The 19,355-nt window shown below is 69.3% G+C and carries 20 protein-coding genes; 11 read left to right on the plus strand and 9 right to left on the minus strand.

The annotated features are described in order from the left end of the window. Nucleotides 1–8: 8 nt before the first annotated feature. Entirely contained in the window at nt 9–665 is a 657-nt protein-coding gene (locus tag BJY22_RS28840; RefSeq protein ID WP_167212815.1) for an ArsR/SmtB family transcription factor, read from the minus strand. A 36-nt stretch (nt 666–701) separates the two neighbouring features. Between BJY22_RS28840 and BJY22_RS28845 the strand changes: the two genes are divergently transcribed. From BJY22_RS28845 to BJY22_RS28855, 3 genes are all read left to right on the plus strand, one after another. Further along, nucleotides 702–2,048, plus strand: a complete 1,347-nt coding sequence (locus tag BJY22_RS28845) for an MBL fold metallo-hydrolase (protein WP_337759350.1) — start codon at nt 702–704, stop codon at nt 2,046–2,048. Between the two features lie 8 nt (nt 2,049–2,056). Then, nucleotides 2,057–3,286, plus strand: coding sequence for an MFS transporter (locus tag BJY22_RS28850; protein WP_238350488.1), 1,230 nt, complete (start codon nt 2,057–2,059; stop codon nt 3,284–3,286). A 67-nt stretch (nt 3,287–3,353) separates the two neighbouring features. After that, nucleotides 3,354–4,235 (plus strand): GNAT family N-acetyltransferase, encoded by an 882-nt coding sequence (locus BJY22_RS28855; protein ID WP_167212821.1) that lies wholly within the window; start codon nt 3,354–3,356, stop codon nt 4,233–4,235. A 1-nt stretch (nt 4,236) separates the two neighbouring features. On the opposite strand, the gene BJY22_RS28860 is transcribed toward BJY22_RS28855, so the two are convergent. Both BJY22_RS28860 and BJY22_RS28865 read right to left on the minus strand, forming a co-directional pair. Next, nucleotides 4,237–4,404 carry a hypothetical protein gene (locus tag BJY22_RS28860; protein ID WP_167212824.1) on the minus strand — a complete coding sequence of 56 codons (168 nt, stop codon included), beginning with the start codon at nt 4,402–4,404 and terminating at the stop codon, nt 4,237–4,239. Nucleotides 4,405–4,559: 155 nt separating this feature from the next. Then, on the minus strand, nt 4,560–5,432 hold the full coding sequence (locus tag BJY22_RS28865; protein WP_238350489.1) for a hypothetical protein: 873 nt from the start codon (nt 5,430–5,432) through the stop codon (nt 4,560–4,562). Between BJY22_RS28865 and BJY22_RS41930 the strand changes: the two genes are divergently transcribed. The 6 genes from BJY22_RS41930 to BJY22_RS28890 all read left to right on the plus strand — a co-directional run bounded on the left by BJY22_RS41930 (nt 5,431) and on the right by BJY22_RS28890 (nt 12,923). Beyond that, a complete protein-coding gene (locus tag BJY22_RS41930) occupies nt 5,431–5,583 on the plus strand; it encodes a hypothetical protein (protein ID WP_238350490.1) in 153 nt (50 codons plus the stop codon). The genes BJY22_RS28865 and BJY22_RS41930 overlap by 2 nt on opposite strands. Nucleotides 5,584–5,800: 217 nt before the next feature. After that, the gene (locus BJY22_RS28870; protein ID WP_167212830.1) at nt 5,801–7,165 is read left to right on the plus strand and encodes a glycoside hydrolase family 16 protein; all 1,365 of its coding nucleotides are present in this window, start codon (nt 5,801–5,803) and stop codon (nt 7,163–7,165) included. A 69-nt stretch (nt 7,166–7,234) separates the two neighbouring features. Next, the gene (locus BJY22_RS28875) at nt 7,235–8,305 is read left to right on the plus strand and encodes a cyanophycinase (RefSeq protein WP_167212833.1); all 1,071 of its coding nucleotides are present in this window, start codon (nt 7,235–7,237) and stop codon (nt 8,303–8,305) included. Between the two features lie 10 nt (nt 8,306–8,315). Continuing rightward, nucleotides 8,316–11,135, plus strand: a complete 2,820-nt coding sequence (gene cphA / locus BJY22_RS28880) for a cyanophycin synthetase (RefSeq protein WP_167212836.1) — start codon at nt 8,316–8,318, stop codon at nt 11,133–11,135. Nucleotides 11,136–11,157: 22 nt separating this feature from the next. Next, a complete protein-coding gene (locus BJY22_RS28885) occupies nt 11,158–11,676 on the plus strand; it encodes a copper chaperone PCu(A)C domain-containing protein (protein ID WP_167212839.1) in 519 nt (172 codons plus the stop codon). Between the two features lie 230 nt (nt 11,677–11,906). After that, nucleotides 11,907–12,923, plus strand: coding sequence for a Dyp-type peroxidase (locus tag BJY22_RS28890; protein WP_337759355.1), 1,017 nt, complete (start codon nt 11,907–11,909; stop codon nt 12,921–12,923). Nucleotides 12,924–13,033: 110 nt separating this feature from the next. On the opposite strand, the gene BJY22_RS28895 is transcribed toward BJY22_RS28890, so the two are convergent. Genes BJY22_RS28895 through BJY22_RS28915 form a run of 5 tightly spaced genes read right to left on the minus strand, consistent with a single transcriptional unit; the run spans nt 13,034 to nt 17,415 of the window. Then, nucleotides 13,034–13,885: a hypothetical protein gene (locus BJY22_RS28895; protein WP_167212845.1), complete on the minus strand. Its 852-nt coding sequence runs from the start codon at nt 13,883–13,885 to the stop codon at nt 13,034–13,036. Nucleotides 13,886–13,926: 41 nt separating this feature from the next. Then, a complete protein-coding gene (locus tag BJY22_RS28900) occupies nt 13,927–15,621 on the minus strand; it encodes a Mur ligase family protein (RefSeq protein WP_167212848.1) in 1,695 nt (564 codons plus the stop codon). Then, nucleotides 15,621–16,391, minus strand: a complete 771-nt coding sequence (fabI, locus tag BJY22_RS28905; protein ID WP_475418543.1) for an enoyl-ACP reductase FabI — start codon at nt 16,389–16,391, stop codon at nt 15,621–15,623. The genes BJY22_RS28900 and fabI overlap by 1 nt, the downstream gene beginning before the upstream one ends. A 46-nt stretch (nt 16,392–16,437) precedes the next feature. Further along, nucleotides 16,438–17,142 carry a 3-oxoacyl-[acyl-carrier-protein] reductase gene (fabG, locus tag BJY22_RS28910; protein ID WP_167212853.1) on the minus strand — a complete coding sequence of 235 codons (705 nt, stop codon included), beginning with the start codon at nt 17,140–17,142 and terminating at the stop codon, nt 16,438–16,440. Between the two features lie 60 nt (nt 17,143–17,202). Beyond that, entirely contained in the window at nt 17,203–17,415 is a 213-nt protein-coding gene (locus BJY22_RS28915; RefSeq protein ID WP_131462027.1) for a dodecin, read from the minus strand. Nucleotides 17,416–17,489: 74 nt separating this feature from the next. On the opposite strand from BJY22_RS28915, the gene BJY22_RS28920 reads away from it, so the two are divergent. After that, on the plus strand, nt 17,490–17,849 hold the full coding sequence (locus BJY22_RS28920; RefSeq protein ID WP_167212856.1) for a DUF3099 domain-containing protein: 360 nt from the start codon (nt 17,490–17,492) through the stop codon (nt 17,847–17,849). Nucleotides 17,850–18,038: 189 nt separating this feature from the next. Beyond that, nucleotides 18,039–18,251, plus strand: coding sequence for a hypothetical protein (locus BJY22_RS28925; RefSeq protein WP_167212859.1), 213 nt, complete (start codon nt 18,039–18,041; stop codon nt 18,249–18,251). Between the two features lie 67 nt (nt 18,252–18,318). On the opposite strand, the gene moaA is transcribed toward BJY22_RS28925, so the two are convergent. After that, entirely contained in the window at nt 18,319–19,353 is a 1,035-nt protein-coding gene (moaA, locus tag BJY22_RS28930) for a GTP 3',8-cyclase MoaA (protein WP_167212862.1), read from the minus strand. Nucleotides 19,354–19,355: the final 2 nt, after the last annotated feature.

Here is a 19,355-nt window from a genome sequence, read left to right on the forward strand (position 1 = left end):
TTGCGCGGTCAGCTCGCGACCGGAAGATCGGCCAGGCGCCACTCGAGCATGCCGTCGCTCAGTCGCGCCGCCGACAGCCCTTCGGCGGTCAGCATGCGCACGGCTTCGTGTGCCATCACGCAGTACGAGCCGCGGCAGTACGCGACGATCGCCGTACCGGCCGGCAGCTCGGCCAGGCGGTCGGCGAGCTCGTCGACCGGGATCGACAGCGCCCCGGGAATATGTCCCGCTGAGTACTCCTCGCCGGGACGGACATCGACGACCGTGACGTCACCGGCCTCCAGTCGACGGAGCAGCTCGTCCCGAGTCACCTCGGCGATGTCCTCGTCGCCGAGATAGGCGCGCCGAGCCCGATCGACCTGGGCGTCATGCGCCGAGGCGACGTCGCGCAACTGCGCCCACAGCGCGGCGACATCACTGCCGGCCAGCCGGTAGTAGACCTTCGTGCCTTCCTTGCGCGCTGCGACGAGCCCGGCCTGGCGCAGCAGCTGCAGGTGATTGGACGCAGTCGTCAGCCCCAGACCAGCGCGCCCCGCGAGCACCTCGACCGACCGCTCGCCCTGGGCCAGCAGATCGAGGATCTCAAGCCGCTTGGCGCTGCCGAGCGCCTTGCCGACCTGCGCGAACTGCTCGAACAGTGCTGCCTTGGCCGCCCGGTCACCCATTGACATTCCTCCAAAGATTCATGGAATAGTGTAGAAGTGGATGCCGAGCAGAGCAAGATGATCGTCGCGGTGGTCGACGCGGGGCTGGGCAACTCCTCGTATCTCGTCGACCTGGGCGACGGGCGGGCGCTGACCGTCGATCCGTCGCTGGATCTGCGGGCACTGCGGACCGAGGCCGAGCGGCGCGGCCTGACACTGGCCTTCGCCGCCGACACGCACCTGCACGCCGACTTCCTGTCCGGCGCGGTCCAGCTCGCCGCGGTCGACGGATCGCGACTGCTGGCCTCGGCCGCGGGCGAGCGGGAGTTCACCCATGACCGGTTGTCCGACGGTGACGAGGTCGCCCTCGGCGGCCTGACGTTGCGCGCGCTCGCGACCCCCGGCCACACCGGTGAGCATCTGTCGTTCGAGCTTCTCGACGGCACCGAGCGGCTAGGAGTGTTCACCGGCGGGTCGCTGATCGTCGGTGGTGCCGCACGCACCGACCTGTCCGGCGCCGACCAGACCGAACACTTGACCAGGTTGCAGTACCGGTCGCTGCGGCGACTCGCGGACCTGCCGGACGCAACACCCGTCCTGCCGACGCACGGCGCCGGGTCCTTCTGCTCGGCGCCGCACGGCGGCGAACGGACCTCGACCATCGGGCGGGAGAAGCAGTCGAATCCGTTGCTGCGGGTGCCCGACGAGGAGACGTTCGTCGAGCAGCTGCTCGACGGACTGGGCAGCTTCCCGCCGTACTTCCTGCGGCTGCCCGAAGCCAACCGCCGCGGCCCCGCCTTGATGAGCGACCACTTGCAGGTGCCGGCACTGTCCGCCGACCAGTTCAGCGCGGCCGTCGCCGCGGGCGCGGTCGTGATCGACGTGCGTCCGATCCACGACTTCGCCACCGGACACATCCCCGGCGCGCTGTCGATCGCCCTGCGCGCACAGTTCGCCTCCTGGCTCGGCTGGCTGCTCGACTCCGAGGCGGACTACGTGGTGGTACGCAACGCCGATCAGGACCTGGACGAGCTGGCCTGGCAGGCGCTGAAGATCGGCTTCGGTCTCCCCCGGGGTGAACTGGCCGGCGCGATGGCCGCTTGGAACGGGCAGACCGCCACAACACCGCTGGTCGAGCCCGGGCAGGTCACCGGTGGCCGGCTGCTCGACGTCCGCCAGGACAGTGAGTACCACTCCGGACATGTCCCGGGCGCGCAGCACCTCGAACTCGGAACGTTGCGCGCCGGGTCCGTCGAACCAGGGCCGATGCTGGTGATGTGCGGGCACGGTGAGCGGGCGATGACCGGTGCCAGCCTGCTGGAGCGCGCGGGACACCGCGACGTACGGGTGCTCGGCGGCGGCCCGGACGAGCTCGCCGCCGCCACCGGCCGCGCACTGGAATGACGGCTTCCTTGAAGAGCCCGCAGCTGGGTCTACGCGCCAACCTCGCCCAGTTCGTGCTGCTGGTCGCGGTCAATGCCCTGGTCGGCGGCATGCTCGGCCAGGAACGGATCGTGCTGCCACTGCTGGCCGAGCAGACATTCGGTCTCACCAAATACACCGGGGCGCTGACGTTCATCCTCGCGTTCGGCGCAGTGAAAGCCGCGACGAACTTCTTCGCCGGCACCTGGTCGGACCGCTACGGCCGCAAACCGGTCCTGGTCACCGGCTGGCTGATCGGGCTGCCGGTCCCGCTTCTGCTGATCTGGGGACCGAACTGGGGGTGGGTGGTCGCCGCCAACGTCCTGCTCGGCATCAACCAGGGACTGACCTGGTCGACCACCGTCATCATGAAGATCGACCTCGTCGGCCCGGCCAGGCGCGGCCTGGCGATGGGGCTGAACGAAGCTGCCGGCTACCTCGCGGTCGCGGCGACCGCCATGGCCACCGGGTACCTGGCCGACGCCTACGGGCTGCGCCCGGCGCCTTTCCTGCTCGGTGCCGCATTCGCCGCCCTCGGCCTGGGCCTGTCCACCCTCGCCGTCCGGGAGACGCGGGGCCACGCCGACCACGAAGCAGCCCACGCCGCACCCGACACCGCGGTGTCGACGGGCCGGGTCTTCAAACAGACCAGCTTCACGGAACCCGCGCTCTCCTCGGCATCCCAGGCCGGGCTGGTCAACAACCTCAACGACGGCATGGCCTGGGGCCTGTTCCCGCTCCTGTTCGCCGACCACGACCTGTCCGTGGCACGCATCGGACTGCTCGGCGCGCTGTACCCCGCGGTCTGGGGATTCGGCCAGCTCGCCACCGGCGCCCTGTCGGACCGATGGGGACGCAAGTGGCTGATCGCGACCGGGATGCTGCTACAGGCCCTCGCCCTAGGCTTGGTGGCCGCGGGCGACAGCTTCGGCCAGTGGATTGTCGCGGTGACGCTGCTCGGCCTGGGTACGGCGATGGTGTATCCGACGCTGCTGGCAACAATCGGCGACGTCGCACACCCCGCCTGGAGGGCCCGCGCTGTCGGTGTCTACCGGCTGTGGCGCGACGGTGGATTCGCCGTCGGTGCCCTGCTCGCCGGCCTCGTCGCCGACCTCTGGGGCATCCCGGCCGCCGTTTGGACCGTCGCCGCCCTCACCGCCGTGTCCGGCCTCGTCGTGGCCGCCCGCATGTACGAAACGCACCCAAGAAGAAGCCGGTGACCTAGCCCGGCCCTCCAGCAGGTAGTCCTACGGCGAGGCCGCCCGTGATGCCGGCAGGATTCGGTGTATGGACTTCACGACCCGGCCCGCTGTGCTCACCGACGCGGCCGCGATCCACGCGCTGATCGCCACCGCCGAGCAGGGCTGGCATGGTCAGGTGCAGGCCGTACCGGACACGGTCGCGGCCGACCTACAACGACCGCTCATCACGCTCGACCTCGACACCCGTGTCGTGGAGGCATCGAACGGCGACCTCGCCGGCTGGGCGTGGGTCCACGGCGGGCGGCGCGCCCAGGTCGACGTGCATCCGTCGTACGTCGGTCTCGGTCTTGGTACCCAGCTGCTCGACTGGGCGGAAGCACGCGCCCGCGAGCACGACAGCGATTGGCTCGCGCAGACGGTCGACGACGCGGACGAGGCCGGGACCGAGCTGCTCCGCTCCCGTGGGTACGAGGTCCTCGCGACCAACTGGTTGCTCGAGCGGCCTGTCGACGGCGCCGCTCCCGTGGTGCCTGAAGGGGTGACAGTGCGGCCGTTCGCGCCGGGTGACGAGCGGGTCGTGCATCAGGTCCTGCAGGACGCGTTCGACGAGTGGCAGCCACGTCGGCACGAGTACGACGAGTGGGCCGGGACGACGATCGACCGCCCCAGCTTCGTCCCGGAACTGTCACCGGTCGCGGTCGTCGGTGACGAGATCGTCGGCGCCGCGATCAGCCTCGACCTCCCCGACTCACCGGACGGCTACGTGGACCAACTCGCCGTACGCCGCGACCTCCGCGGCCGCGGTCTGGCCCGCGCCCTGCTGACGGTCGCCGCCCAGGGAGCCGGCACCCGGGGCAAGCAGACCCTGACCCTGTGGACCCACTCCGGCACCGGCGCCCTGGCGATGTACCAACGCCTCGGCATGAACGTACGCCGCAGCACGACGGTCTACCGCAGGAGTTTGTGATTTAGGCGGACCAGACGACCGCAAACCCGATCAGCAGAAGTCCCAGCATGAGACCCAACAGAATCTTCGCGGCCGTGCGCCAGTAAACGGCGGCAATCAGGCCGATGACAAGACCGAGAATCGGCTCGTCTTTCACCAGTTGCAAGAGAATATCGCCGACAGACCTCATGCCAGCCTCCTTCTGCAGGGCCGGCGGGGAATCCGGAGGCCTCGAATTCAGTAGACGACCAGGAGGGACAGACAACCAGTGAGGCAACAGTGACCGAATTGTCGATCACTCGTGCTGAGCTCGGACCGAAGCCGGACCGAGGCAGGATCAACCACTCAGGTGAAATCGGTCAGGAGATCCTTCAGCAGCAGTGTCGTGACGCGGCTGGGCGTCACCCAGTACCGCTCGGGCGCTGATACGCGGTACTGGTCCAGGGCCAGCGACCAGTACTGGTTCACCTTGGAGATGTCGCGCTGCAGACCAGACAGTGTAGGCGGCATCGGCACCAGTGAATACTCCACGTCCTCGGCAGACATGGAAGTCTGACGAATGACCAGACTGACGGTCGCGTCCAGCGAACTCGGGATCTCCCGGTGGCCGCAGATGATCTCGAGCTCATCGGTCCCACCTGGCAGGTCCAGGATCACCAACTCGAACGACGGCGAGGAGTCCAGCATGACGATCATGTCCTCGATGATCGTCCGCGCCGCGGCTCTGCTCTTCGTCGTGAAGAAGTGCAGCAACGTCTGCTTGACGAGCACGATCTTGTACCGTTTGGAGCCGTCCAGTGCGAGTCGTCGCGAGTATTCCCGGTAGTTTCCGACAAATGCGACGAATGTGTCGAAGTCGGCACCGTCCAGCCCCATACCTGTCGCCCAGCGGTGGATCTCCTCGTGATCCAGGAACATCACCGGTGGTTCGGAGAGGATGGCCATCTCAAGCGCGGGCAGGCTGCGTTCCAACGCGAAGATGTAGACGAACGCCTCGGCGTTCTTCAGTTGCAGCACACCAGGCAATCGCATCAGTTCGTCGATGCCGGCGGGCATCGAGCCGATGAAATCCGCCAATGAGCCGCTGTCCAGGACATCGTTGAACTGCCCGATTGCGCTGGCTCGGAGGTCGATCACGGAGGCGAAGCACGACGCTGCCAGTTCCTCGTCGCTGAAACATTCGACAAGCAGTTGCTCGAGTTCGACGTTGAGGGTCATGGCGATCAGTTCGAGCGCGAAGTACGGCCGCGGTGGGCGGCGTACCGGCAACGGTCGAGACCTTCGCTCGGACTCGAGAATCCGCACCGTGTCGACCGAGATCGTCATGTTCGGCACCAGCATGCTCGCACGCTCGGCCAACTTCTCCTGACTGAGCCCGTTCGCATGGCGCAACCTGCGGATCGCCCGGGCAAGCTTCCGCGGTCCGCTCAGCTGCCCGTCGTCCCCCATCGACTCACGATAGACCCGGTCATCGACGGAGCTTCGGTCTTCCGCGCGTCGGCAGGAGTCCGCAGTAGTGACGAACTGTTGACACGGCGGTGTGAGAGCGCTCCCATTGACCTCATCCACCGCCCCTGGAGGTCGCCATGCGTATCCGCCCCCTCGCTGTCGCCCTGGTCGCTCCGCTGCTTGCCGTCATCTCGATCGGTGTCGCGGCGGAGGCCAACGTCCCACCGCCGCCCACTGGGTGGACGACGGTGTGGAGCGACGACTTCGACGGGCCCAGCGGCAGTCTGCCGTCGGGCTCCAACTGGATCATCGACACCGGTCACGGCTACCCGGGCGGTCCCGGGAACTGGGGTACCGGCGAGATCCAGAACTACACCAACAGCCCGAACAACGTGTCCCTGGACGGCGCCGGGAATCTCCGGATCACGCCGCGGCGGGACGCGGCCGGCAACTGGACGTCGGCCAGGATCGAGACCCAGCGCGGCGATTTCAAGCCACCCGTGGGTGGGGTGCTGGCGATCGAGAGCCGGATCCAGATGCCGAACGTGACCGGTGACGCCGCGCTCGGCTACTGGCCCGCGTTCTGGGCGCTCGGCTCGCCGTACCGCGGGAACTACTGGAACTGGCCGGGTATCGGCGAGTTCGACATCATGGAGAACGTCAACGGGATCAACTCGGTCTGGGGCGTGCTGCACTGCGGCGTGAACCCGGGCGGCCCGTGCAACGAGACCACCGGACTCGGCGCCAGCCGCGCGTGCCCCGGCTCGACCTGCCAGTCCGCGTTCCACACGTACCGCTTCGAGTGGGACACTTCCGTCTCCCCGAACCAGTTGCGCTGGTACGTCGACGGGCAGCAGTTCCACTCGCTCAGCCAGAGCCAGTTCCCGGCCGACACGTGGTCGAACATGACGTCGCACGCCGGGTACTTCGTCCTGCTGAACGTCGCGATCGGCGGCGCGTTCCCGGACGCGCTGAACGGCCCCACGCCGCGCGCGTCGACGGTGCCGGACCGGCCGATGATCGTCGACTACGTCGCGGTGACGGCGAAAGGCGGTGGCACGACGCCCCCGACGACTCCCCCGCCGGGCGGCACCTCCGCGTACAGCACGTTGCAGGCGGAGTCGTTCGGGCAGCAGTCGGGCATGGGCCTGGAGACCACGACCGACACGGGCGGCGGCCAGAACCTGATGCAGATCGGCAACGGTGACTGGGCGCTGTTCCGCGGCATCAACTTCGGCAGTACGGCGGCGACGCAGTTCGTCGCCCGCGTCGCGTCCGGTGCGGCGGGTGGGGTCAGCGGGCTGGTCGAAGTACGCCTGGACAGTCGAAGCAACGCCCCGATCGGTAGCTTCGCGATTGCCAACACCGGCGGCTGGCAGTCCTGGAGAACCGTGCCCGCCAACATGTCCGCGGTCACCGGAACCCACGACGTCTACATCACCTTCACCAGCGGCCAGCCGGCCGACTTCGTCAACCTCAACTGGTTCACGTTCGGGCGCTGAGCGCTCGCGGCGCCCCCGGTGACCACCGGATTACGGTGTCACCGGGGGTCAGCACCTATTCTTCGCCTTATGTCAGAACTGCAGGGTGGGCCGGGGGCCCTGTTCGCCATCGGCGGCGCCGAGGACAAGCTGAAGAAGCGCATGGTGCTGCAGGAGTTCGTCGAGGCGGCGGGCGGGTCCAAGGCGCGGATCGTGGTGGTCCCCACGGCGTCCTCGCTGGGTCCCGACATCGTCGACGTGTACCGCGCGCTCTTCGCCGCGCTGGGGGCCGAGAGCGTCGTCGGCGTACGGCCGGAGAACCGTGAGGACGCCGACGACCCGGCCTTCATCGCCCCGCTGAACGACGCCACCGGGATCTTCATGACCGGCGGCAACCAGCTCAAGCTCGCGGGCGTCGTCACCGGTACGGCGTTCGGCCGCGCGGTGACTGCTGCCCACGCACGCGGGGCCGCGGTCGGTGGTACGTCGGCCGGCGCGAGCATCCTCGCGGAGCACATGATCGCGTTCGGTCGCTCCGGTGCGACGCCCCGGCAGCGGATGAGCCAGCTGGCGGGCGGGCTCGGTCTCGTGCAGGGCGCGATCGTCGACCAGCACTTCGCCCAGCGGAACCGGTACGGCCGGTTGCTGTCGCTGGTCGCCCAGTCCCCCGGGCTGCTCGGCATCGGCGTCGACGAGGACACCGCGGCGGTCGTCCGCGGCACCCACCTCGAGGTCGTCGGCCGTGGCGCGGTGACGATCTTCGACGGTACCCGGATCACGTCGAACGCCCACAACGCCAAGCGGTCCGAGCCGATCCTCGCGTCCGGCGTCGTACTGCACGTGCTGCCGGCCACCGCGACGTTCGACCTGCAGAACCGGGTGCTGCTGTCGTACGGTCCGCAGCCGCCCGCGGCCGAGATCGCCGAGATGGCCGCCGCCGAGGCCGACCTGCGCAGGCTGGCGAAGGAGATCGCGGCCGAGGGCGTGTCGCCCAGGTACTACGCGGAGCGGAAGCGCCGGGAGGGACGCCGTACCAAGTCGGCCAAGCCGGCCACCGGGAGCAAGTCCGCTGCCGCCGGGGAGTCCAGACCGGGGGCGACCGAGCCGATTCCGGCCGGCGCCGACCCCGACCTCCCCGACCGCACGCGACCAGAAGAGTGACCCCACCCGCATGACCGAAGCCAGCGGCACCCCGTCCCCCGACCTGAAGATCATCGAGACCCGCGTCTACCGCGGCCCGAACATCTGGAGCTACGACCCCGCGATCCACCTGGTCGTCGACCTCGGTTCGCTGGAGCAGTTCCCGTCGAACACCATCCCCGGCTTCACCGAGCAGCTGCTCGCCGACCTCCCGCGGCTCGACCAGCACCACTGCTCGCGCGGCCGCAAGGGCGGCTTCATCGAGCGGCTGTACGAAGGCACCTGGCTCGGCCACATCGCCGAGCACGTCGCGCTGCAGCTCCAGCAGGAGGCCGGCCACGACATGCGCCGCGGCAAGACCCGGCAGGTGAAGGGCACGCCGGGCGTCTACAACATCACCTACGCGTACGCCGACGAAGCGGTCGGGCTCGCGGCGGGTGAACTCGCCGTACGGTTCGTGAACAACCTCGTGCAGCCCCAGATGAAGGATGGACAGCCCGCGTTCGACTTCACGACCGAGCTGGAGAAGTTCATCAAGCAGGCCGAGCGGACCGCGTTCGGGCCGTCCACGCAGGCGATCGTGGACGAGGCGGTGTCCCGCGACATCCCGTGGATCCGGTTGAACAAGGCCAGCCTGGTGCAGCTCGGGCAGGGCGTGCACGCGAAGCGGATCCGGGCCACGATGACGTCCGAGACCGGGTCGATCGCGGTCGACGTCGCGAGCGACAAGGACCTGACCACGCGACTGCTCGCGTCCGCCGGTCTGCCGGTGCCGCGGTCGGAATCGGTCCGCACCGTCGACCAGGCCGTCTCGGTCGCCCACAAGATCGGGTACCCGGTCGTGTGCAAGCCGCTCGACGGCAACCACGGGCGGGGCGTCTGCCTGAACCTGGCCGACGCCGACGCCGTCCGGGAGGCGTTCCCGATCGCGGCCGAGCAGTCCCGGCGCGGGTTCGTGATCGTGGAGAACTTCGTCACCGGCAAGGACTACCGCTGCCTGATCATCAACGGCCGGATGGAGGCGATCGCCGAACGCGTGCCCGCGCACGTGGTCGGCGACGGCGTCCACACGGTGGCCGAGCTGGTCGACATCACCAACGCCGACCCGCGCCGCGGCGTCGGGCACGAGAAGATCCTCACCCGGATCACGATCAACAACGCCGCGCGGCAGCTCGTCCGCGACCAGGGCTACGAGCTGGACGACGTACCGCCCGAGGACGTGATGGTGAAGCTGACGCTCACCGGCAACATGTCCACGGGTGGGATCTCCATCGACCGGACCTGGGAGGCGCACCCGGAGAACGTCGAGATCGCGGAAGAGGCCGCCCGGATGATCGGTCTGGACATCGCCGGCATCGACTTCATCTGTCCCGACATCACCCAGCCGGTGCGGGAGACCGGTGGCGCGATCTGCGAGGTGAACGCGGCGCCCGGGTTCCGGATGCACACCAATCCGACGGTCGGCGAGCCGCAGTACATCGCGAAGCCGGTGGTGGACATGCTGTTCCCGCCCGGCGCGACCAGCCGGATCCCGATCGTCGCGGTCACCGGGACGAACGGGAAGACCACGACGGCGCGGATGATCAGCCACGTGTTCAAGGGGCTGGGCCGCAAGGTCGGGATGACGTCGACGGACGGCATCGTGATCGACGAGCGGCTGGTGATCCGGCAGGACGCGTCGGGTCCGAAGTCCGCGCGGATGGTGCTGCAGAACCCGCGGGTCGACTTCGCGGTGTTCGAGGTCGCTCGCGGCGGGATCCTGCGCGAGGGCCTCGGGTACGAGCGCAACGACGTGGCCGTCGTACTGAACGTGCAGCCCGATCACCTCGGTCTGCGCGGGATCGAGACGCTCGAGCAGTTGGCCGACGTGAAGGCCGTGCTGGTCGAGGCGGTGCCGCGGACGGGGTACGCCGTACTGAACGCCGACGACCCGCTGGTGCGGAAGATGCGGCGGAAGTGCTCGGGGCAGGTCGTGTGGTTCAGCATGGCCGAACAGGGCAGCGAGATCCGCGACTACATCGAGGGACACTGCCGGCGCGGCGGCCGGGCCGTGGTGCTGGAGCGGTCCGACCTGGGCGACATGATCGTGGTGAAGCACGGGCGGCGGTCGATGCAGCTCGCGTGGACCCACTTGCTGCCGGCAACGTTCGGCGGGCGGGCGATGATGAACGTGCAGAACGCGATGGCGGCGGCCGCGGCGGCGTTCGCGGCCGGGGCGTCGCTGCACGACATCCGGCAGGGGCTGCGGACGTTCAGTACGTCGTACTACCTGTCGCCGGGCCGGCTGAACGAGATCGACGTCGACGGCCGGACCGTGATCGTCGACTACTGCCACAACGCGCCGGCGATGCGGATGCTCGGCGACTTCGTGGACCGGATCGGCGAGAGCCTGAGCGCGTCGTCGGAGGTCGGGCGGCCGTCGCGGATCGGCGTGGTCGCGACCGCGGGCGACCGGCGCGACGACGACATCCGTGAGCTGGGCGAGGTCGCGGCCCAGCACTTCGACGTCGTCGTCGTCCGCGAGGACGCACGACTGCGCGGGCGCAAGCGCGGCGAGTCGGCGGACCTGGTGGCATCCGGGGTACGGTCCGCGATGGCGAACGGCGCCCGCTGCCGCCAGGTGGACATCGAGCTGGACGAGCTGACCGCGGTCCGGCACGCCCTCGGTCGCTCGAACCCCGGCGATCTGGTCGTCCTCTGCGTCGACCAGCACCAGACGGTGCTCGCCGAACTCGAGACGGTCTCCCATCTCGCGCAGGCCGGGGCGCGGTCGGGTGACGAGGGCGGCGATCCGGACTACGTCCAGCCCGACGAAGAGGTCACAGTAGAGGCGGCACGGGAACTTGCCTAGGGCAAGTCTCGTTGGCCGTTCCGTGAAGACGAAGTTGCTGACTGTTGCGTTGATCGCTGTGCCGTTCCTGCTGGCGTCGTGCGGTTCGGAGGAGAAGCCGGCTGCCCAGCAGGCGGCGGCGACCACGCCGGGCGTGCTGATCGAGGACGCTTGGGTGCGGGCGACGACCGGGGCGAAGGACGCCACCATGACGGCCGCGTTCCTGTCGCTGACGAATCCCGGCGACAAGGACGTGAAGCTGACGTCGGCGACGTCACCGGTCGCCGGGATGGTCCAGCTGCACGAGATGGCGATGCAGGACGGGAAGATGGTCATGCGCGAGAAGGCGGGCGGCGTGAACGTCCCCGCCGGGTCCCACACCCACCTCTCCCCCGGCGGCGACCACATCATGCTGATGTCCCTGAAGCAGCAGTTGAAGCCGGGCGACGAGGTCCCGGTGACGCTGAAGTTCTCCGACAACACCACCCACGACCTGAAGGTCCCGGTGAAGGCTTTCACCGAGGAAGAAGAGCACTACCACCCCACCCCCACCACCAAGTGACCAACGCAGACGCTCCCCCGCCCGCCTCACCCCCGCCGGAGGCGGCGCGGACAGCGGCGGACTCGGCCCAGCGCATGCCCTCGCGGCGGCGGTTGTTCGGGTTGGCGGGTGTGGCAGCGGCTGGGGCTGTCACCGGTGGCGCGGTAGTCGGGGGTGTTGTTGCCTCGGGCACCGAGCATCAGGCAACGGAGCGTCCAGGGCGGACTATCTCGCCGTACGGCGAACATCAGGTGGGGATCGCGCTGGGGACGCCGGCCTCGGCGGAGTTGGTGGCGTTCAAGGTGGGCACGGACCGGGCCGGGCTCGGGCGGTTGATGCGGTTGTGGACGAGCGACATCGTCGCGCTGACGGGTGGACGTCCGGCGCCGGGCGACACGGCGCCGGAGCTGGCGGTGGCCAACAAAGGCCTGACGGTGACGGTCGGGTTCGGCGCGCGCGTGTTCGAGCTGACCGGTCAGAAGCCGTCGGGATTGGACGATCTTCCGGTGATGAAGCACGACCGCCTGGACCCCGCCTGGTCTGGCGGGGACCTGCTGGTGATGGTCGGCGCAGACGACGCGGTGAGCGTGGTTCACGCCGTACGGCGCCTGATCGCGGACGCCAAACCGTTCGCAACACCGATCTGGCGCCAGAACGGCTTCTGGGACAGCACCGGCGCCGACGGCAAACCGGTCACCGGCCGCAACCTCTTCGGCCAGGTCGACGGAACCGGCAACCCAGCCGTCGGTACGCCGGAGTTCGACGAGACCGTCTGGTCAAAAACTCCGGACTGGTTCCGCGGAGGTACGACGCTGGTCGTCCGCCGGATCCGGATGAACCTCGACACCTGGGACGAGCTCACCCGCTCCGAACAGGAACGCGCCGTCGGCCGCAAGCTCTCCACCGGCGCACCGCTCACCGGCACCGCCGAGCACGACGAGCTCGACCTCGAGGCCCGCGACGCAGACGGCCGCCCCGTGATCGCGCCGAACGCGCACGCCCGCCTCTCCCACCACTCGGAGAACGACGGCCGCCGCATCTTCCGCAAGGGCCTCAACTACGTCCACGACACCGGCGCGACCCGTGAGTCAGGCCTGATCTTCCTCAGCCACCAGGCCGACGTCGCCGGCCAGTTCCTTCCCCTCCTCGCCCGCCTGGACGCCGCCGACGCCCTCAACGAGTGGACCACCACCATCGGCTCCGCGACCTTCGCCCTCCCACCCGGCTTCCAGCCCGGCAGCTGGCTCGGCCAGAGCCTGCTGGGCTGACCCCACCCACCCGCCTCTGCTGGGCAGACCCACCAAGTTGGGGGTTCTGCACCCCGATTCAGGGTGTAGAACCCCCGATTTGCCTGGTCAACCAGCCAAAAAATGGGGGTTCAGGAGGCGGGTTGGCGGCGGGGTAGGAGGCGGCGGCGGGGTTCTTCCTGGTCGATCCAGTCGAGGTCGTCGGAGAGTACGGCGTCGTTGGGCTTGTCGGCGTACGGGTCCGGGGGTGGCGGTGGTGGCGGGAGAGCGCGCAGCTTGAGGGCGACCATCGGGATCGCCAGCAGGACGCCGACGGCCATCCACGGCCAGTACTCGCGGAGCATCGGCTCGAAGGACTGGAAGAACGCGTCGGTCGACGCGTCACCGACCGCGTCCGTCGGCTTCCCGGTGGAGCGGCTGATCAACCGGACGGACTCGACGACGCCGAAGCACGCCAGGTAGAACCCGGTCAGCGGGATCCACGACGCCGCCGAGCGCCACCCGCGCTTCCAGCAGGCGACGTACAGCAGCAGCGCGAGGCCGGCGCCGACGAGCAGGCCGTTCAGCTGCCACAGCCAGCGCCAGTCGGCCAGCTGTTCGGCCGGTCGCAGCGCGGTCCACGCGACCGGCAGCGCCAGCGCGAACGCCGCGACGACCGAGCTTCGGGTGCCCAGGGCACCGAACAGCCCGCCGAGGGCGCTTGCCACCAGCAACGTGACGAGCAGATCGCGCTCTCCGAAGGCGTTGCCGGTGGCCCACCACATGCCCCCGGCAACGACGAGCAGCACCGGTACGGCGACGCGGATCCGCCCGATCAGCAGCCCCGCGAGCACACCGCCGGCGAACCCGCCGAGCACCAGCAGGTCGATCCGCGGCGGCACGAAGGACGTCGTACCCTCCGGCAGCCCCTTCAGGTACGTCGCGGAGAAGCCGCCCACGAACCAGGCGACCACCGCGGCCGGGATCGACCACAGGTAGCGCATCACAAACCCCGTTCCCACCCCGATCAGGCGGGCCGCCGGGGTTAGTGCTGGGCTCTCTCGACCTTGCTCTTCAAGGTCTCCGGTGTGTCGACAGTAGCTCCCTCGGACCGCAACCAGCTGTCAAGACTCGCCCGATCCTGCAGAGACATGACCGCGACCACATCGCCCGCCTGTGCCTCCGCGACCAGCGCCTGCGCCGCCGCCAGCTCCGTCGGGAACGCCGGTACGTCGTCCACACCGACCGACGCCGCGCCCGCCCGGAACACCGCCTCGAGCTCCTCCGGCGGCCTGCCCCGCAGGTAGTCGCTCTTGTGACCGATCGCGATCCGGTCGGTCGCCCGCGCGCCCATCGCACCGAGTGTCGCGACCATGTCGTCGGCCCGGTCCCCCGGCGACCCGAGCGCCAGCAGCAGCCGTCCGCCCGCCGGCCGGACACCGTTCATGATCTCGAGCAGCGCCTCCAGCCCGGCCTCGTTGTGGGCGAGGTCGATCACGACGGTGAAGTCGCGCAGCGAGTACATGTTCATCCGGCCGGGGTTGTTCTCGTTCGGCGCGAACGTGCTGAGCCCCTCGATCACGGCCGCCCGCGGCAGCCCGAGGCCGAGCGCGGCCGAGGCCGCGGCGAGCGTGTTCTCGACGTTGTAGTGCGACAGGCCGGACAGCGTCATCGGTACGTCGGCGACCTTGAGCAACGGCTCCGGGTCGCGGGCGGTGTCGAGCACGGTCACGAATCCGTCGAGCACGGTCGTCGCGCGGCCGCCCTCGTCGAGCACGGTGCGGATCGACGGCGAGTCCGGGTCGCGCGAGAACACCCAGCACTTGGCCGGCGAGCCGAGCCGCATCGCGAACGTCCGCGGGTCGTCACCGTTCACCACGCACCAGCCGCGCGGCCGGGTGATCTGGGTGATGACCGCCTTCACCTCGGCCAGCTGGTCGACGGTGTCGATCCCGCCGAGGCCGAGGTGGTCGGCGGTGACGTTCGTGACGACCGAGACGTCGTTGTACGCGATCCCGATCCCGCGGCGCAGGATCCCGCCGCGGGCGGTCTCGGTCACCGCGAGCTGGATGCCGGGCTGCGACAGCACCTGTCCCGCGCCGCTCGGCCCGGAGAAGTCGCCGTACTTCACCAGTTCGCCGTCGAAGTACACGCCGTCGGTGCTCGACCAGCCGACGTGCAGGCCGGCGGCGCGGCCGATGTGCGCGATCATCCGCGACGTCGTGGTCTTGCCGTTCGTCCCGGTGACCGCGACCACCGGCACCTTCGGCCGCAGCGTCGGCGGCGGGTTGCCCGGCGGTTCGTCGCGGACCCGCTCCCCGACGGCTGCGATCAGCTCACTCAGATCGTCGGTGCCGTCGGGGCTGAACGCGTCCAGGACCTCGACGATGGCCGCGCCGAGCGCTCGCGCCCGGCCTTCGTGCGCCCACGGGAAGGCCACCACGAGCCGCCGTACGTCGGACTCCGGGCGGACCCGGACGCCGATCCGCCCGATCCCGGCCTCCCGGGCGATCCGCCGTACGACGTGTCCGAGAACGCGGATCGCGAACCGCTGCCGGAACCCGGACCCGATCCGGCCCGGACGGGTGGCGCCGAGGCCGATCGCCTGCGCGTAGGCCTTCGCCGCCGGTGCGGGGGCGTCCGCGAGCGCCGAGACGTCGAGCGTCAGCTTGACCGCGGCACGACTGAAGTAGAGGTTGGCGCCGTCGAGAACGCGGAGCTCTACCAGAGAAGTCGCCACTACGCTCCCATCGCGTGGTAGCCGCCGTCGACGTGCACGATCTCGCCGGTGGTCGCGGGGAAGAAGTCACTGAGCAGGGCGACGATGGTGCGTCCGGTCGGCTCCAGGTCGGACGGGTCCCAACCCAGCGGAGCGCGGTCGAGCCACGGCTCCTCGAACTTCTCGAAGCCCGGGATCGCCTTCGCCGCCAGCGTCTTCAGCGGGCCGGCCGACACCAGGTTGCACCGGATGCCCTGCGCACCGAGGTCACGCGCCAGGTACCGGTTCGTGGACTCGAGCGCCGCCTTCGCGACACCCATCCAGTCGTACCCGGGCCAGGCCACGGTCGCGTCGAAGGTCATCCCGACCACGCTGCCGCCACGGCTCATCAGCGGCGCGCAGGTGACCGCGAGCGACTTCAGGCTGTACGCCGACACGTGCACGGCCTGCGCCACGTCGTCCCACGGCCCGTCCAGGAACTTGCCGCCGAGGATGGTCTCCGGGTTGCCGTACGCGATCGAGTGCACGACGCCGTCCAGGCCGTCGACGTGCTCGCGGACGGCGTCCGGCAGCGCGGCCAGGTGCTCCGGGTCCGTGACGTCCAGCTCGAGGACGGGCGGCTCCTGCGGCAGGCGTTTCGCGATCCGCTTGGTGATGCTCAGCGCGCGGCCGAAGTTGGAGATCAGGACGGTCGCGCCCTGCTCCTGCGCCACTTTGGCGGTCGCGAAACCGATCGACGTATCGAGCGTGACGCCCGCGACGAGGATGCGTTTGCCGTCGAGGATGCCCACCGGCATGCCTCCCTCCTGAAAATGCACAGCTCGATGAATGAGGTCGTTAGTTGCCCATGCCGATGCCGCCGTCGACCGGGATCACCGCGCCGGTGATGTAGCCGGCCTCCTCGGACGACAGCCAGCGGACCGCGTTCGCGATCTCCTCGGTCAGGCCGAAGCGGCCGAGCGGGATCTGGCTCAGGTACTGCTTCTGGGTCTCCTCCGGCAGCACCGCGGTCATGTCGGTCTCGACGAAACCGGGCGCGACCACGTTCGCGGTGATGCCGCGGCTGCCCAGCTCACGGGCGATCGAGCGGGCCATGCCGATCAGGCCGGACTTGCTGGCCGCATAGTTCACCTGGCCGGGTGAGCCGAGCAGGCCGACCACCGAGGAGATGAACACGATCCGGCCCTTGCGCAGCCGCAGCATGCCCTTCGCGGCGCGGCGGGCGACCCGGAACGAGCCGCTGAGGTTGGTCTCGATCACCGAGTCCCAGTCGTCGTCGGACATCCGCAGCAGCAGCGTGTCGCGGGTGATGCCGGCGTTCGCCACCAGGACCTCGACCGGGCCGTGCTGCTCGGCGATCGTGTCGAAGGCGGCGTCGACCTGCTCCTGGTCGGTGATGTCGCACTTGACCCCGAGGAAGCCCTCCGGCGGCGGGCTGGTGTTGTAGGTGACGGCGACCTGGTCGCCCGCCTCCTTGAACGCGTTCGCGATCGCCAGCCCGATGCCCCGGCTGCCACCGGTCACCAACACAGACCTGCCCACAAGCCCTCCTCACGTCGTCGGTCGGAGGAACGCTATCCCACCGCGCCGGTGAGGCCGGACTTAGGAGTCCTCGAGGCGGAAGCCGACCTTCATCGTCACCTGATAGTGGTCGATCTGGTTGTCCGCGAGGTGGCCGCGGATGTCCGTGACCTCGAACCAGTCCAGGTGCCGCAGCGTCTCGCCGGCGCGGGTGATCCCGTTGGTGATCGCCTGGTTCAGGCCCTCCTTGGAAGTGCCCACGATCTCGGTCACGCGATAGGTGCGATCGGTCATGACGAACCTCTCTTCAGCCTGGCTGCGCCGAGGCGGCAGGCGCGGCGTACCGTTGTTCTTGGTGAGGAGGATAGATGTCGAAGCACCGTGAGCGGAGCGGCGCGACCGTCATTTCGGTGACGAGTGCGCAGCCCGGCCGCTCGGAGGATCTGGACAGCCGGATCGTGCGGTACGCGTGGATGATGTCGATCCGGATCGCGTGCTTCGTGCTGGCCGTGCTGACGCCGTCGCCGTGGCGCTGGATGTTCGTCGTCGGCGCGATCGCGTTGCCGTACTTCGCGGTGGTCCTGGCGAATGCTCATCGGTCCGCGACACAGCCCGCCCCGGACCCGTACCTGGCGCCCGCACGGCCCGCGATCGGGGACCGTCCGACGGTCGTCGTACCGCACGACGAAGGGGCGTCCGGCGACCGTCCGGCCGACACCGAAAAGTGATCTCGGCCGGGACTGGAAAACTTGGACTGATTCGTGTCAGAATCTCCCGCGTGCTCTGAAGTTCAGCAGTGGAATTCAGAGACTTGATGCGGCGTCGGACGGCTCCCCCCGTGGCTGTCCGACGTCGCTTCATTTTGTCCAGCTATTGATTATTGAGGCATCAGGAATGCAGAGGAATGGCACCTGCGGATGACCGATGAAGCCGCACCGACCGCGCCGGCCGTCTGCTCCGCCAGGGGCTGCGGCAACGCCGCCACCTGGGCGTTGCTGTGGAACAACCCGAAGATCCACACCCCCGACCGGCGGAAGACCTGGCTCGCCTGTGACGAGCACAAGGAGAGCCTGTCGGACTTCCTCGGACGGCGGTCATTCCTGCGCGAGGTCGAACCTTTCACCGACTGAATGTCGAGCGCGACGCGCAGAACCGATAGGAAAAAGCACATTTCCGGATTAGGCCGGTTGTGCGGTTTCAGCCGCCGATCGCGGACATCGGGCGCGACGGTTGCAGGAAGCTCGGGTCGTTGATGCCGTGACCCGGCAGTTTGCCGCGCATCGCACGCCGCCAGCGGTCGGCCAGTTCGGCGTCGTCGGCACCGGCCCGCAGCGCCGTCCGCAGATCGGACTCGGTGCGCGCGAACAAGCAGTCGCGGACCTGACCGTCGGCGGTCAGCCGGACCCGGTCGCAGTCCCCGCAGAACGGCCGCGTGACGGACGCGATGATGCCGACCGTCTGCGGACCGCCGTCGACCAGGAACGACTCGGCCGGCGCGCTCCCCCGCTTCGAGGCGTCGTCCGGCGTCAGGTGGAACCGATCGGTGAGCTGGGCGAGGATCTCGTCCGCGGTCACCATCGTCGCCCGGTCCCAGCCGTGCTGCGCGTCCAGCGGCATCTGCTCGATGAACCGCAGTTCGTAGCCGTGCTCGAGGCAGAACTCCAGCAGTTGCGGCGCTTCGGCCTCGTTCAGGCCGCGCATGAGGACGGCGTTCACCTTCACCGGGGTCAGGCCCGCCTCCTGGGCCGCGGTCAGCCCGGCCAGCACGTCCTTCATCCGGTCCCGCCGCGTCAGCCGCTTGAACGTGTCCGGGTCGACGGTGTCGAGGCTCACGTTCACGCGGTCCAGACCGGCGTCCTTCAGCGCCTGCGCCTGCCGGGCCAGGCCGATGCCGTTGGTGGTCAGCGACACCTCCGGCCGAGGCGCGAGGGCCGTCGTACGGGCGACGATGTCCACCAGGCCGCGGCGCAGCAGCGGTTCGCCGCCGGTGAAGCGGATCTCGTGGACGCCCAGCTGGGTGACGGCGACCGTGACGAGCCGGACCACCTCGTCGTCGGTCAGCAGCTCGGGCTTCGCGAGCCAGTCCAGGCCCTCCTCGGGCATGCAGTACGTGCAGCGCAGGTTGCAACGGTCCGTGAGCGAGACCCGCAGGTCGGTCGCCACCCGGCCGTAGTTGTCCGCCAGGCCCGTCCCCTGCGTGTCCTGGAGCTGCGTGTCCTGGATCACCGTCATCA

Source organism: Kribbella shirazensis (assembly GCF_011761605.1).
Classification (GTDB): Bacteria; Actinomycetota; Actinomycetes; order Propionibacteriales; family Kribbellaceae; genus Kribbella; species Kribbella shirazensis.